The sequence below is a fragment of the Herpetosiphon sp. NSE202 genome (assembly GCF_042688385.1).
Lineage (GTDB): Bacteria > Chloroflexota > Chloroflexia > Chloroflexales > Herpetosiphonaceae > Herpetosiphon.
The window spans coordinates 1-15,331 of the sequence record NZ_JBHUPY010000005.1 but is presented as its reverse complement, the minus strand read 5'-3'; the positions used below and the strand labels follow the sequence as shown (position 1 = coordinate 15,331).

Here is a 15,331-nt window from a genome sequence, read left to right as displayed (position 1 = left end):
ACCTGATGCCAAGCTGGCTGATCGTGGTTAGACTAGCTATACGCCCGCCACAGCATCGATTTAATAGGAGTGAACCAATGATGTTGCACGCCAGCAACGAACCAGCCCTTGACGACGGGCTGCAACGTTATCTTAATGAAATTGCTGAAACTCCACTCCTAGCAGCAGAAGAGGAGCAAAAGCTAACCCAGATTGTTCACGTGGCTCGTCAAGCCCAACCTTCAGCAGCTTGTCGCATTGAACGCTGCCCAAGTTGCGCCCTTTTTGAGCAATGCGTCAGCAAGCTTCGAGAGCCAGCCCACGAACAACTGGTGCGGGCTAATTTGCGCTTAGTCGTCAGCATTGCCAAACGCTACCGCGGCTTTGGCCTGCCCTTCCAAGATTTAATCCAAGAAGGCAATATTGGCCTCATGAATGCGATTGAGCGTTTTGATGCCACCAAAGGCGTGCGCTTCTCGACCTATGCAACCTGGTGGATTCGCCAAGCGATTACCCGCTCGTTGGCCAACCAAGGCCGCCTGATTCGCTTGCCAGTCCATCGCTGGGAACTCTTGATCAAAGTGCGACGGGTTGAAACGAAATTGCTGCAAGCCCTTGGCCGCGAGCCAAGCGCCCACGAAATTAGCACCGCCTTAGGCGTGCCAGAAGAGAAAATTTGCGATTTACTCAGCATCGCACAAGTGCCAATTTCGCTGGCAACCCCGAAAAATGAAGAAACCGATATGTTGCTTGGTGATAGTTTGCCCGACGAAGATTGGGAAGACGAACTTGAATGCTTGCTGACCAGCATCGATGCCCAATATACGCGGGCTATGCTCAACCAACTTTCCGAGCAAGAGCAAGAAGTGTTGACCCTGCGCTATGGCCTGAACGATGGCAAAAGTCGTTCGCTCTCTGAAGTTGGCGCAGTTGTCGGACGCACCCGCCAACGGATTCAACAAATTGAGGCTGGCGCATTGCAAGTGTTGCGCACCCATTTATCGCAGTGAACGAGCTTAAGCGATGAACAGCTCTTTAATGGTCGCAGGATTACTCACCGTGCTGATGGCCGTAGCCCACAGCGTTTTGGGCGAGCACTTAATCTTGCGTCCATTAGCCCGCCAAATCCAAACTACCCCCAATAAACTGCTGCAATCGCGCTTGCCAACGCTACGCTTTACTTGGCACATCACCAGCATTTTAGGCTTGGCAATGGCATGGCTCTTTTTTGATTGCGCCCAGCAAACCAACCTTGCAGCAAGCCACATCACCCTGCTGCGCACCAGTTCAATTGCCTTTTTACTCTGTTTTGGTGTGGCCTTGGTTGGCTCCCGCGCCAAACATCCCTCGTGGCTAATATTTTTGATTATTGCTGGATTAACCTGGATCAGCACCACCTAAACCCCCCAAAATCAGCTATACTTATCAGCACAATTGAGCTAGAGAATAGGTGTATGCATGTCGCAGATCCTGAGTGCTGATTTTTATCAACGCCATTCGTTGCTGGTTGCGCGTGAACTTCTGGGCTGTACCTTGGTACGGCGCTTAGCCAGTGGCGAAGAATTACGCGGGCGGATTGTTGAAACCGAAGCTTATACCCCTGATGATCCTTCGTGCCATGCCCATCGCCGCAATACCCCACGCGCTCGTTCGATGTTCGCATTGGGAGGCATTAGTTATGTCTACATCATTTATGGTATTTATCATTGCTTAAATGTGGTAACCCAAGCGCTCGATGAAGGTGCGGCGGTACTGATTCGGGCAGTCGAGCCAGTAGCGGGGATTGCAACCATGGCCGAACTTGCCCAAAAAGATCTGGCGAAACCACTCCGGATCGCCAGTGGGCCGGGCATGCTCTGTCGCGCCATGGCTATCGACAAGCGGCTTGATGGTGTTGATGTCTGTTCGAGTACGGCTGGGTTGTGGGTTGAACAAGGCCCAGCATTGGCTGATAGTGCAATTATCCAAACCCCACGGATTGGAATTAACAGCGATCCGCATACGGTTGCTGCGCCATGGCGTTTGATTGTAGCCGATTCATTGGCCCTGAGTGGCACACGGCGGCAAAATAGCGGCCAAATCTATCAACCACAGCCGCATTGGTTTCAAAACGAAGCTATCTAGCTATTTTAAAAGCCATTTGACACAAATCGCCCTTTTATGTCATTATAAGGCAGTCGTGGTATAGCAACCAACACACTACCATGATTCCCCAGAGCAGGATACGGTTAAGATTTCTGGCGATAGCCTACCGTCGAGGGCTATTTCCATCTTTTAGCACGCGAGTGTTGGAGGATTCATGGCCGCACCAATCGTTCAAGCTGATTATGAAGTACTTGACCAAGTTGCCCAACGCCTAAGCAAAAATGCTGAAAGCGTTACGGCATTACAAAGCACGCTCAAACAAACCATTGAAAACTTACGTTCAACCTGGATTGGCGATGCCTCGGTTGCCTTTCAAAACGAAATGCAAGCCGATCTATTGCCAGCAGTCCAACGCTTGATCAACGCGTTTCAAGTGGCTCAAGGCACAACCTTAGAAATCAAAAAGGTTATGCAGCAAGCCGAGCAAGAAGCCTCAGGCCTGTTTAAAGGCGATCTCACCGGTGGCGGTTCAGCGAGCACCCAAGGTGCTGGCGCTTCTGATGGTGGCGCAAGTGGTGGTGCTACTGAAACAGCAACAACCAATGCAAGCACAGGCGCTGGTGCTGGCGTTATGGCTGGCGGCGGCGGTGGCGGCGGTGGCGGTGGCGGTGGTGGCGGCGGTACTGCAAGTGCCTCTGCACAACCAGCTGGCGGCGCTAAAGCTTCCGGCGGTGGCGGCGGTGGTGGCGGTGGCGGTGGTACTGCAAGTGCCTCTGCACAACCAACTGGCGGCGCTAAAGCCTCTGGTGGTGGCAGCTCAAGCGCAGCAGCCAGCGGCTCAAGCATTGGCAAACTTTCCGAAAAATACGAAACCGGCGGACGTGGCCCAGGCACCGTTTCATCGGGCAAGGGCGACCTTGGTGGGGCATCATACGGTTCATACCAAATGACCAGCCAAACCATGATCAAAAAAGATGGCAAATTGGTTGCCGTCAATGGCGGACGGGTCGCTGAATTTTTGCGCAACCCAGCTGGCCAACAATATGCTGAAGAATTCAAGGGCTTGCGCCCAGGTAGTGCAGAATTTACCGCCAAATGGAAACAAATCGCTGCTCGCGATCCAGAAGGCTTTAAAGCTGCCCAACATCAGTATATTGAAAATACCCACTATCAACCCCAAGTTAACAAACTCAGAGACGCAGGCCTCGATGTGAGCAAATACTCACCAGCCTTGCGTGATGTTGTTTGGTCAACGTCAGTCCAACATGGCCCAGGCGCAAGTGTTATCACCAACGCACTCAAAGGCCAAAATATCAGTCAAATGAGCGAATCGCAAATTATTAATGCGATTTATACCGAACGCAGCAAAACGCTGCCAAACGGTCGCTTAGCCTACTTCAAAAATACCAGCGATGCTGGCGTTATCCAAGGCTTGAAAAACCGCTTCGTTAGCGAACGCAAAGATGCCTTGAACATGTTAAACCACTAGACCTCGTTCTTTTTTTAATTAGCCAACGCCCCGCTGATCAATTGATCACACGGGGCGTTGGCCTATCTACGTGTAGTTTCGCTACTTAGGGAACGATGTACCAAACATTATCAACTTTTTTCAAGGTTGATTCATTGCTACTTGAGCCTGGGGCAATGCCACCATCGGCTAAGTCGACTGAGGTAGATTCGCCCGCAACCGTCATGACCATGGTGCCACCACTAATCTTAACAACAGCAGTATCGCCTGATTCAGAAACTTTTTCAAACTTTACATTTTCGAGCTTGGCTTCAATTTGGCCACCCATGGGAGCCATTTGTTGCAGTTGTTCAAGCAAGGCAGCTTTTTGGGTTGCGCGTTGATCGGGTGCAAAATAGCCAGCAAGCTTCGTGGCAATTTCTTCTTGTTTTGCAGCTTCACCTAAAGCAGGATCATTCATCCCAGCCACAAAATCTTTGAGAAAGTTTTCCGAACGCACTTCGGGGGTTTCTGCTGGCGAACCGCCACAAGCCACTAAAAGACCCATCACCAACAACAACATCAGACTTGATGCCAAAGACGAACTTGTTTCATACAGCGTTTCCTCACAGGCCCTATCGCTAGGGAAAATTTCCACAATCGCAAGCATAGCAGGCGTGTCAAGCAGTTAATAAGCTGATGGGATCAACCATAGTTGCCTTCGTTGCCACCACAAGCCCAGCATACGCTGGCAGCCCTAAACTTGGATACCCAACCTCAATAGCAATTTCATCGCCATAAAATGCTGCAAACTGGGTCGGTTGATCGCGTGAATCGAGATATTCTGTGATACGCTCACTCATAGCAGCCAATTCAGCTTCGCTATAGTACGGCAAAGCTTGGCCTGCAAAGCGCGTAACCGCACCCTCTTGACGCAACATTGCACTCAAAGTTTGGGCCTCGCCATGCACCAAACGATAGCCAGCCCGATAGATTGCCGCGCGAATTGCTTGGCGCACCAAAGCTGGCGTTGGCGCAACACTCGTCCAACAATAGACTGGCAACCAATTACTTTTCGCACTCAGGATTGGACTAAAACGATAGGCCCAATCGGTGAAGTTATGCTGCGTCCAGCCGCCCAACGCATCATCAACTACAACCAACGTTACACGGATTGAACAATCAAGCGCTGGCAGCTCGGTTTGCAGCTCGCTCATTGTTTGTTGGGCAATTGCTTCAGCATCGAAGGCCAAGAGGGCATCGTAATGCGCTGGCACATGCGCTTTACCCATTGGGTTGAGCGGCGCAAACGGCCACTCAAGCCCATCGCGTTTTTGATTGGTCATACTGGCAAGATAAGCCTCAAAGCGCGCTGGCCCAGGTGGCAGATCGTAAATTGCCCGCTGGCGCAGCAAACTTGGAATATAGTCAAGCTGCATCGAATCCTCCTCATGACGCTGATCTTGGGGCTGCTTGTGGCTTAAGCTATTCAGCTGTAAGCAAAATTCATTAATAATTACTTAAAATAACTCAATGTATGCGTTAATTGAAGTTCACGGCCTAGATGGATTCGTAGGGCTGTCGTAACGCTGCTAGTTGTACTTTTTTCAAGTGTCGCATACAATAGAGTGAGATCGCTACGCCATTATCGCGCTCCATATACCACAGAAAGGATGCAGCGATGCCCCCAATTCAAAAAGCGTTTGTTATGGTTGTCGAAGATAACGCCGACAACATGTGGATTATTACCGAAATGCTCAATGATGACCCACGCGTGCGCTATTGTAATGTTCGGCCATCAGGAAAGCAACTTTTCGCATTTATGGCAAAAAATGACGTTCCACCAATTAATTTAGTCTTGCTTGATTTAAATTTGCCTGGTGATGACGGATATAGCATTCTCGAAAAGATTCGGGTTCATCCAAAATTACTGAATGCAATCGTGGTTGCAGTCAGTGCCGATAACACGGCAGAAGACGTTGCCAAAGTACGCGCTGCGGGGTTCGATGGGTTTATTGGCAAACCTTTACGTCACGATCGGTTTCCAGAACAATTACAACGGGTAATGGATGGCGAAGGTGTCTGGGAGCCAGATTAGGCCTAAGTACATCGGGAGACAAACATGGGTGTGCTCAATGGGTTGAGTTCACCCATTTTTTGGTTAAGCAAACAGTTTATAATCATGAGACCCAGCCAAGTGAAAGGCTAAACGTAAGGCATGCTGCAAATCGTTGGTCGTGCGCGTCCCAGCTAAATCCATGCTCAACGAGACCAAAATTTGGGCCACATCTGGCGAAATTCCACAGAGAATAATTTGGGTTCCAAGCAAGCGCGCCGATTGAGCCAGCTGCAATAGGCTATTGGCGGCAGTATAATCCAGCGCCGCAATCCCCGTAATATCAATAATACAAACCGTCGCATGCTGTTGGCTGATCGTTTGCAAGACGTTGGCAGTTATTTGGCTGGCTCGCTCTTGATCAACCGTGCCAATCAGCGGCAATAGCATCACTGCATCGGCAATTTGTAGCAATGGCGCTGAAAGCTCACGAATGGTTTGCAGCAGTTGTTCTTGCTGTTGATAGACATCGGTTAATCGGCTGAGGGTTTGCTCAAGCTGGGCATTGGCTTGAGCTAAATCACGCTGCTGTTGCTGATCGCGCAAACGCCCAAGCGTAATCGCCAAAGCGCTACCAATGCGGTTGGCAAAAATATTGAATAATGAGACTTCGACGGTGCTAAATGTCTGGCCTTTCAAGCGTCCAGCGTAGATCCAACCCAATAATTCGCCTTCATTCCAAATTGGCAGGCCCATGGCCGCTTGCATTGGGTATTGGCCTTGCAAGGGATCAATTGGCCATGGCAGCGCTTCGCCAGCCTGCCATGCTTGGCTATAGGTACCAAGTTGGGCTGGCTCTGCTAGCTCGATCGTGGCCAAAACTCGCTTGAGCCGCACGCCACGCGCCGCCTTGGCAACCAATTGCAATGGAGCTTCGAGCAGATAGCAAATCGCCACTTCGCAGGCAAACAATCTGGTTACTTTATCGAGGGCAACATCCAACGTGGCCTCAATCGTTGTTAACGTTAAAGGCAGCGACGATATTTCATAGAGAATGGCTAGTTCGATTTCACGATTGAGCATACAACGTCATCCGTTCAATGGTCAGGCCTGACCAATAGCGTACACAACAACGGTTTTATTGTGGAATAATGCGCCGCCAGTTTCCGCAGCGGCAATTTCGCCAAAACTAAACATCCCAACCACTGGCACATCTAAGCCTGCAACCTCGCGAATGCGTTGAACTTCGGTCGCAGCCTCGTCGCCAAGCATTGCCAAGCGCGAAACACAATCGAAAATGATTAAGGCTGCTGGTGGCCCATCAATCGCAGCCAAAGCGCGTTTGGTGGCCAGTTGAGCTGCATTAAATAAGGTTTCGGGCGAGCCATGCATAATGTGGGCAACCACATTTTTGGGTACGCTGGCGATGCATTCAATCGAGCCATCGGGATGGGTTCGCAGTGGATCGCGAATCAAAAACTCACCATTAATTTGGGGCAAGCCAATGGGGTGGTCAATCACAAAGCGGCCAAAATTTTCGACGGTTAAATCGGGAAATAGCTCTTGATAGACCGCAAAGGCAGGCCGGCCATCAAGCTCATAGATGATTGTGCCCTCGCTGCGGGTGACTACTAAGCCACGGGCTGCTGGCTCCCAGCCATGTTGAACCCCGATTCCCATGGGCGTGGGCGATTGCAAAACCCCAACCGCAGCCCCATCGCTAATCACCTGATCGTTGACAAATTGATAGGTCTGCTTGAACTGGAAACTATCGCCAGCGCCGCCGCCAACCATGGGGCAGAGCGGGCCAAAGGCGGCAGTTGCATGCTGCACAAAATCGGTCAAGGTTCCGGCCAAACCATCAACCAACACGAGCGCTGCCTGTGAACCAGCTGCCTGTGAACCAGCTGCCTGATCCAAGGCCGACTCTAATTGATCGGCCAATTGATCGGCAACCTTGCTGGGATCGGCTTTTACCCCAGCCACTAAGCCTAAATCGAGTTTGAGGGCATCGGATGTGAGCGCCAGCACCACCACGCCGTTGGTGTAGGTGCCAGCATTGCTAATAATGCCGCCTGCGCAGCAACCGATTAATGGCGCTTGCTGGCTGGCAGCGCGAATTCCCTGAACAACGGCTGCTTGATCGTAAGTATCGGTGGTAAAGGCGATTAAACAAGTGGGCGAATGGGGGGCCAGCTGCGAGCAAGCTTGCTCGGCGGCGGCAAAACCAGCGTTATAGCTGTGCTCAATCTGCGATGCACCGGTAGCTGCGTGGGTCGTCATGGTGGATACCTCACAACACAAAAGATGCAGAGACTTCATTGTCGTAAGTGCGGATTAGCTAGGCCTAGAATACGATGGGAAGTGGCATGTAGGCAATCAACAGAAGGGTGAGAATAGGCGTGAAAGATGAACCCAAACGAAGCTGTGTAGTTGCTGAGGCTTGGCTACACAGCTTCGTTTATTGGAGAATTAGCCCTCAAGCTCGTCGGCCAACTCGCGCACAGCCCGTTTGGCATACAACCAAACCGTGCCAAGTTTGGGAGCAGCGATGGTTTTATCGAAGACCATAACCAACAAAAATTGCTTGCCAACATCAAAAATATAAAAATCGTAGATATCGCCTTCGTGCATATACAGGCCGCTGCCAGGGTCGTTATGCAGCTGACGGGTATAATCGACCATCGTCGAAAAGCTGGTGGCCAACAATGGCAAAAATGGCGGCAATGGCAGCGAGGTATGGCCTTCTTCAACCAAAGGCACGCCCCAGCGGTCGGTCAAAATGGTTGATTGAGCACCGAGCTGCACCCCAAGATCCTTGAGTTTAGCCACCAAGGGAGCCAAAGTTTCAGCAGTGAGCACCAACGAACCACCGCTGCGTAACTTCGAGCCAAACACATCATCAGCATTGCTAGCTGGGGGCGGCGTTTGCTGAGCTGGCGGCGGCGTTTGCTGGATTGGGGCAGCAGGTCGAGCCGGAGTTGTTGCTGGCCGTGCTGGAGTTGCAGCAGGCCGCGCTGGTTGCTGGGCCGCAGGCCGTGGGCTAACTGGTGGTGGCGCTGAACGAGTCGCTGGCGCTGGGCGAGCACTCACTGGCGGTGGCGCAGTGCGCGAACGCTGGGGTGGTGCTGTTGGGCGCGGGCTGACCGGTGGCGGCCCTTTGCTGATGCTGGCTGGGGCGGGCGCTGGCGCAGTTGTGCGTGCTACTGGAGTTGGCGCTTTAGAAACAGGTGGTGGGCCACCCATTTTGGCAGGCGCAGGCGCTTTGGAAACGCTTGGCGGTGGGGCAAAACGCGAAGGAGCTTGAGGCTGTGGTTCTGGCTCTGGCTCTGGTTCGTAGACTGGTTCTGGCTCGACCGGACGTGGCGGCGGCGCTGCTTGCAATGCTTCATCTAAAGCATCAAGCACCAAAACTGCCGTCAAATTGCGGTCAATGAACCGAAATACGCCGCGCTGGGCAGCTTGCTCAGCAACCTCAGGGTTAGCCGAACGAGCGACCAGAATCACCCGCGTGTCGGGCGCAAAATTTGGCACAAGATCAGCCAAATCCAAGCCGCTAAACCCGGGCAAATCATAATCGGCAATCAAGACATCGGGGGCAATTTGCTGCAATTCCCACAATGCCTCGTTGGACGATTGCAGCATCGAAAGCTCAATTTCGCCTGTGACAGCCGTACTCAGCGATTGAAGCACCGTATTATCACCAGCTACCACAAAGACCCTGTAGCCCATACAAACTCCTACTTGTGAGGCTAAAGCCCCCGCTGTGGCAGTGCAACCGTGAACGTACTGCCGCGACCTTCTTCGCTTTGAACCCAAACATGACCATTATGCAATGCAACTAAGCCTTGCACAAGGGCTAAACCTACCCCAGTACCCCCATACTCACGGGTGAGTGATTGGGCTACTTGGTAAAACCGATCGAAAATCCGTTGCAACTGCGATTCAGGAATGCCAATACCCGAATCGCTGATGCTGACAAAGACCCATGGCCCAGGTTGCAGCGTGCCTTTGAAATAGGTATGTTCATAGGGCACTGCTTGTACCGTTTCGCACCATGCTCGTAGCGTAATAATGCCTTCTGCCGGCGTAAATTTCATGGCATTTGAGAGCAAACTCATCAACACCAAGGCAATTTTGGCCCTATCTGCATACAAGGTACAGAGTGCATCGGGCGGCGTGGCCAATGAGATAGTTTGGGCTTTCTTTTGGGCCAGCCCTTGCATTTGCTCGATAACTTCATACAGCAATTCATCAAGCACAATTGGCTCGACCTGCAACTCAGTTTGGCGCGTATCCAAGCGCCGCAGGTGCGTCATATCGTCGATAATTTCCTTCATGCGCTGAGCGCTCTCGACCAAGCGATCAAGATAGGTACGAATTGGCTGCTCGCTGCGTTCTTGAATGACGATGCCATAGCCAAGCACCACCGCCAGCGGCGTGCGCAACTCGTGCGAGGTGATCGAAATAAACTCGCTTTTCAGCCGATCAAGCTCTTGCAACCGCCCGTTGGCCTCTTGCACCCGCGTAAAAAGTTGGGCATTATTCAAGGCAGAGGCTGCTTGATTCAGCAAGAGCATCATGCCTTCGATCTGGGCGCTGGGCAAGGCTTCAGTATAATCAAACAACGCGCTGCCGATCATCGCCCCGCCAACCCGCAAGGGAAACGTAATGACGTTATGTTCAGTATTGGCCAAATTGAGCGTGGTTTGAATTGGTTGTTGCTGTTGATAGGTTTCTTGCAATAACTGCCAACCAGCCTCATTTAATTGGGGATGATTGGCTTGACCCATCAGCAAGCGTGGCGCTTCATCAGGCTGTTGCAACAAGAAATAGCCAAATTTACAGCCAATTTCGCTATTCGTGACGCGCACAATCTCGCCGCACAATTCGCTCAGCGAAAGCGTGCGATTAAAGGCACTGCTTAATTCAAGTTGATGCACAATTGCTTCAAGTTTGACCTTTTGCAGCACCATTGCCCGTTGATGCAGCACTTGAGCCACTGTCAAGCGCATTTCTTCAATCTCAAAGGGCTTGCTAAGATAGCTAGTTACGCCCTGTTGCACCGCCTCGCGCAGCGTTTCCAAGGTAGTTTGGCCAGTCATGATAATTACGGCCAAGCCTGGATTTAAGGCTCGCGCCTGACGAGCCAACTCAAGGCCGCTCATCTCAGGCATTTTAATATCGGTCAACAACAAATCGAACACTTGATGGCGCATATAATCTAGCGCGACCAAGCCCGACGTTGTATCAACAACCTGATAGCCGACATTGCGCAGCGCTTTTGAGCAATAGCGGCAAATCGTCGTATCATCATCAACAACAAGAATAGTCGGAGCACGACTATACTCAGAGGCTTCGTTGGGTTGGCGTTCGGTCATGGCCAACTACACTCCTCGATCAACCTAGCTTGGTAGGATCAGGGTGACAGGGGTTCAAGTGCTGCTGCCGGTAGCAGCGTTTGCTTCCCATCACTAAGGGTTATTTCAACGACATGCGAACGAACACCAGAAGGCAAGAGTTGGGGCAAGGCAGGGAAACTGCGCACAGTGCCAACCGTGCCGCGATGGGGTCCAGCCACAATCCGCGCTGGGCTGCCAACCGCCAAACTTGCTTTAATCACAGCTGCTTGCTCAATATTGCGTACCCGTGAGAGTGGAATCACCACCCGTGGGCGGCGTTGAGGGCTACGGAGTTGGGTAACGCCTTCGATCAAGGCCTCTTGTTGATCATACAACGATAGCGTTTTGAACAACGCTTCGTTCATGGGATGCACCCCAAAACCTTCGGTGATCATCAAAGTTAGGCCGGGATCACGATTGTAGGGAGGGGCTGGCAAGCGCCATGTATTATAGCCTGTGCGCCAAGCATCAAAGCCATCATCGCCAAGGAAATCACGCAATTCGTGTTCTTCGATGCCGCCAACAATCACGCCACGCACTTGCTCATCGATTGCTCTGCGCAAGGCTGCTGCCGTAATGCTCGCGCCGCCAATCAAAATTGCATAGGCCGAACGCGCATCGATCGAGCTAATATCAACTTGCTCTTTAGGATCAGTCACCAACAAGCGCAGCACGCCAAAACGCTCGCCGCCAAGGCCAAAAATGCCTTGCACATACGAGGCTGGCGTTTCGATAATCACCGTGCGCGAATCAGGCACTTCCATCACAATCCCACGAACTTGCGCTTTAAGTTCGATTGGCAATGGATTAGGAGTGAGGGTGACATAGCCTGTGCTGCGATCAATCGTTGTTATTGTACCAGCAACTGGAGCCAACACGGAAGAGCCAGCAATTAACCCAGCCCGCGCCAGCACTTCACCCTTGGCGACTTTATTGCCCTCTTCTTTTTTCATTTTCGAATAGACTTGGGTCGGCAATACGCCAAGATCGCGCGCAATATTAATAATTTGTGGATCAAGTGGATATTGCGCCCGCAACACGATATCATCTGGCTCCACCCGACTGCCAACCCGCACCAGCACTTCTCCTTCAACTGGCAGTTGGCGTTCGATGCGTGCAACCGTATGCATGACGACCGGGGCAGCACCATCAGGGTAGTAGTGCGTCATTGGTTGGGTCTCCTACAGGGCAGTGGCAACAGGCTGCATTATAGCATAGCCCGGCCCGCTCGATATAGTGGTTTTTTGGGCCATAGCAAGCCCGAATTCGGGTTCGCTTGGAACAAAAAATAGCTCTTTCGCCACCCTTCCGTCCCTCCGCCGGAGGAAAACGCCGGGGGTTTTCATCCCCCTGCACCCCCAAATATCTATGCTGTGGATTGTTATTAAGCTTGCTTAACCCCAATCTTCGCGCTCTTCGCGGTTGCTTAGCCCTAATGCCTAACTGTACTGGTTCATTAGGTTGTCAACCAGAGCATGCCCTCACCCCCAGCCCCTCTCCCACTGAACGCGGGCGAGGGGAGCGCTGGTTTTTACCGACGTATTGCGCAAGAACCACCGCGTTAAAGCCCCTCGCCCGCCACGTGGGAGAGGGGTTGGGGTGAGGGGATCAGGCGGTGGTTAACCGCATGTACCAATACATTTAACCGCTTGCTTAGCGACTATTCAGCTCGACGCTACAGCGCAGCAATTCAGCCACGCTCCAAGCCTGCCATGGACAACCACGCGGTGTAATTGGCGTATCGCCATCGAAAATTTCGCTCACCGAGCCAATCCCCGCATCGCGCAGATGATCAGCGAATGGTTGCAAATAGCTGCGCGCTTGCTCAACCCCATAAACTTTGCTCACTGCACTAATAAATGGGCCAATCAGCCAGCCCCATGTAATGCCTTGGTGATACGAAGCATCGCGAGTTTTCAAATCGCCGCCATACAGGCCAAGATATTGTTGATCGTGGGGAGCCAACGAGCGCAAGCCATACGAGGTCACCAGATGGCGCGCGCAACTATCCACCACCGCTTTGGCTTTGGCATCGTCAAGCGGCGAGTGCGCAACCGAAACCGCAAATAATTGGTTGGGCCGCAACGCAGGATCAACGCCATGCGGGCCGTCAATCACATCGTAGAGATAGCCATGCTCTGCCGACCAAAAGCGTTCGTAACCAGTTGCCACTTGTTCAGCAGCCAGCCGAAAGCGCTCAACATCGCGATCGTAGCCCAACAAGGTGGCAAATTCGCCCAAGGTGCGCAGAGCGCTATACCACAACGCATTAATTTCAACCGCTTTGCCTTCGCGTGGCGTAACCACCCAATCCTCAAACTTGGCATCCATCCATGTCAGTTGCACAGTGGGTTCACCAGCAGTTAATAGGTAATCATCGGCCACTTTGATCGAGTAGCGCGTGCCGCGTTCATGCCAATCGATAATCTCAACCAGTTTAGGATACAAATCGGCAACCAATTGAATATCGCCGGTAGCCTGATAGACCGTGCGCAGTGCTTGAAAAAACCAAAGCGTTGCATCAACGGTGTTGTATTCTGGCTCAGCACCAACATCAGGAAAACGGTTGGGCAACATGCCTTGGCTCAAAAAATGGCTCCATGTGCGCAACACATCAGCCGCCAAATTGGCCCGCCCAGTCGCCATCAACAAGCCAGGCAGGGCAATCATGGTGTCGCGGCCCCAATCGCTGAACCATGGATAGCCAGCAATCACGCTCCAGCCTTGCCATGTGCTGCCATCGGGCAATTGCACCGCGCGCCGCACCATAAATTGATCGGCGGCATACACCAGTTGCTTGATAAAATCGGGAGCTTTGTGCAAGAGCCGTGCTTGCTCCAATAACGCAGCTTGGCGGGCTTGCTCACGTGCCAAGGCTTGGAGGCCAGCGGTGCTTGGCTCGGCCTCGGTCGAAAAAACCAAGGTCAGGCTTTGGCCTGGTTGTAAGGTTGCGCTAAATTCGCCAGCTTGCAACAAACGCGCTGTGTCGGGGTAGCCACGTTCAAGCTCTTCGCGATAGTAAATTTCTTCGACCCACCTTGCTGGCTCGCTTTGCCAGGTTGCTTGGTCGCTGAGCAGCCGCACGTGGGTTCCAGCAGGAGTTGTCATTAGCACGCCGTTGGCTAATTCGCCAAAACTCGGCTGCCAATCGGCATCAACCGTCGTATCGTGATGATCGCGCTCGGTCAGCAAGGGCCGCAGGTTGAGGTTAATTGGGTCGTTGCCACGCTCGTGGGTCAACAGCACATAGCTTGTATTCGCGCCATCTTCCATCCAGATGCGTTGGCTAAGCACTGCTTCGGCCAAGGCATAGCGCGCAGTTGGAATCGTGCCATCTAATTGCCAAGTTTCAAGGTTGCGATAGCCCTCGCTTAATCGGCCATCGCTATATTCAAAGCTGCTTAATGCGTAAGTTTCGCTGCCATATTGCGCGCTTGCTTGCAAGCCACCAACCAACAAGGTTCGGCCTAGGGGTGGCTCCAAGGCGGCAATCAACAAGCCATGATATTTACGAATTGGCGCATTTGCCAAGAGCGAACCCATGGCATAGGCTCCAGCGCCATTGGTCACAATCCACTCCCGGCGCAAGGCGGCAGCGGGATGCCCAAGAATTTCACGTCCAAACATAGTGTTATGTCCTGCTAAAATGGTCGGCTTTGGCTGCGATTATAGCAGAGCAGCCGACTCAATTTGAAGTTGCTCAGCACGATAGATTAAGCGTGCTCGCGATCCATAGCTGATCGTCGCAATCCATGGCAGCAATAATTCCAGCATACTTGGCGATTGAAAATGTTGCATTTTGGTCGCTGGATGCGGATAATAGATGTAGCCCGCGTAGCTTTGGGCTTGCCACAGCAGCTGGCAGCGGATAAATGAAAAATCTTCTGGCGGGTGTAGATCAGTCCAGCGCAGCGCCCGAAAGGTATAATCTGCTTGCAGCAAATGCCACTTGGCTGGCTGAATATCAAGATTAATTGTTGCCAAATGCAAGCCCGCCAAATCAAGCCCGAGTGCGGCAAAATAGGGCTGTTGCATGGCAATTGTGCCTGCTGGATAGGGCGAATCGCTGGCGTGGCCCGAAGCCACGCCATGGCCACGAATAACGGTTCCATCAACCCACGCTTGCATCATAGCTCCACCATTCGCTGAATTGCCAGTTAAGTGTAAAACAAAACCTCAAGAAAACAAACAGCACCATGAATCCATGGTGCTGTTGCAAAGCAAACTATTTGCTAGGTGTAATGGTTCATTGGATAGGCAACAAGGACTATTCCCTCACCCCCAGCCCCTCTCCCACTGAACGCGGGCGAGGGGAGCACCAGTTTTTATCGATGCATTGCGCAAGAACCACGGCGTTAAAGC

At 52.1% G+C, this 15,331-nt stretch carries 14 protein-coding genes; 5 read left to right on the top strand and 9 right to left on the bottom strand.

All coding sequences use genetic code 11. The annotated features are described in order from the left end of the window. The first annotated feature begins 77 nt into the window (after window positions 1–77). From ACFMKP_RS06140 to ACFMKP_RS06125, 4 genes are all read left to right on the top strand, one after another. Window positions 78–989 carry an RNA polymerase sigma factor RpoD/SigA gene (locus ACFMKP_RS06140; RefSeq protein ID WP_204754561.1) on the top strand — a complete coding sequence of 304 codons (912 nt, stop codon included), beginning with the start codon at window positions 78–80 and terminating at the stop codon, window positions 987–989. 13 nt (window positions 990–1,002) lie between these two features. Continuing rightward, on the top strand, window positions 1,003–1,380 hold the full coding sequence (locus tag ACFMKP_RS06135) for a hypothetical protein (protein WP_382290021.1): 378 nt from the start codon (window positions 1,003–1,005) through the stop codon (window positions 1,378–1,380). Between the two features lie 57 nt (window positions 1,381–1,437). Beyond that, window positions 1,438–2,103, top strand: a complete 666-nt coding sequence (locus ACFMKP_RS06130) for a DNA-3-methyladenine glycosylase (protein WP_382290019.1) — start codon at window positions 1,438–1,440, stop codon at window positions 2,101–2,103. A 175-nt stretch (window positions 2,104–2,278) separates the two neighbouring features. Next, the gene (locus ACFMKP_RS06125; RefSeq protein ID WP_382290018.1) at window positions 2,279–3,553 is read left to right on the top strand and encodes a WXG100 family type VII secretion target; all 1,275 of its coding nucleotides are present in this window, start codon (window positions 2,279–2,281) and stop codon (window positions 3,551–3,553) included. Between the two features lie 85 nt (window positions 3,554–3,638). Here ACFMKP_RS06125 and ACFMKP_RS06120 read toward each other — a convergent pair whose 3' ends face one another. Both ACFMKP_RS06120 and ACFMKP_RS06115 read right to left on the bottom strand, forming a co-directional pair. Continuing rightward, window positions 3,639–4,109: a hypothetical protein gene (locus ACFMKP_RS06120; RefSeq protein ID WP_382290016.1), complete on the bottom strand. Its 471-nt coding sequence runs from the start codon at window positions 4,107–4,109 to the stop codon at window positions 3,639–3,641. Window positions 4,110–4,191: 82 nt separating this feature from the next. After that, window positions 4,192–4,950, bottom strand: a complete 759-nt coding sequence (locus tag ACFMKP_RS06115) for a hypothetical protein (RefSeq protein WP_382290014.1) — start codon at window positions 4,948–4,950, stop codon at window positions 4,192–4,194. 242 nt (window positions 4,951–5,192) lie between these two features. Here ACFMKP_RS06115 and ACFMKP_RS06110 point away from each other — a divergent pair, with 242 nt between their 5' ends. Then, on the top strand, window positions 5,193–5,609 hold the full coding sequence (locus tag ACFMKP_RS06110) for a response regulator (protein WP_054537482.1): 417 nt from the start codon (window positions 5,193–5,195) through the stop codon (window positions 5,607–5,609). 63 nt (window positions 5,610–5,672) lie between these two features. On the opposite strand, the gene ACFMKP_RS06105 is transcribed toward ACFMKP_RS06110, so the two are convergent. The 7 genes from ACFMKP_RS06105 to ACFMKP_RS06075 all read right to left on the bottom strand — a co-directional run bounded on the left by ACFMKP_RS06105 (window position 5,673) and on the right by ACFMKP_RS06075 (window position 15,100). After that, the gene (locus ACFMKP_RS06105) at window positions 5,673–6,650 is read right to left on the bottom strand and encodes an STAS domain-containing protein (RefSeq protein ID WP_382290012.1); all 978 of its coding nucleotides are present in this window, start codon (window positions 6,648–6,650) and stop codon (window positions 5,673–5,675) included. Between the two features lie 21 nt (window positions 6,651–6,671). Continuing rightward, window positions 6,672–7,850, bottom strand: coding sequence for an FIST signal transduction protein (locus ACFMKP_RS06100; protein WP_382290010.1), 1,179 nt, complete (start codon window positions 7,848–7,850; stop codon window positions 6,672–6,674). Between the two features lie 189 nt (window positions 7,851–8,039). Continuing rightward, a complete protein-coding gene (locus ACFMKP_RS06095) occupies window positions 8,040–9,299 on the bottom strand; it encodes a response regulator (RefSeq protein WP_382290008.1) in 1,260 nt (419 codons plus the stop codon). A gap of 20 nt (window positions 9,300–9,319) precedes the next feature. Beyond that, window positions 9,320–10,948 (bottom strand): response regulator, encoded by a 1,629-nt coding sequence (locus tag ACFMKP_RS06090; RefSeq protein ID WP_382290006.1) that lies wholly within the window; start codon window positions 10,946–10,948, stop codon window positions 9,320–9,322. Between the two features lie 38 nt (window positions 10,949–10,986). Next, window positions 10,987–12,138, bottom strand: coding sequence for a hypothetical protein (locus ACFMKP_RS06085; RefSeq protein ID WP_204754356.1), 1,152 nt, complete (start codon window positions 12,136–12,138; stop codon window positions 10,987–10,989). Window positions 12,139–12,622: 484 nt separating this feature from the next. Continuing rightward, entirely contained in the window at window positions 12,623–14,596 is a 1,974-nt protein-coding gene (locus tag ACFMKP_RS06080; protein WP_382290003.1) for an amylo-alpha-1,6-glucosidase, read from the bottom strand. Between the two features lie 39 nt (window positions 14,597–14,635). After that, window positions 14,636–15,100, bottom strand: a complete 465-nt coding sequence (locus ACFMKP_RS06075; protein ID WP_382290001.1) for a hypothetical protein — start codon at window positions 15,098–15,100, stop codon at window positions 14,636–14,638. Window positions 15,101–15,331: the final 231 nt, after the last annotated feature.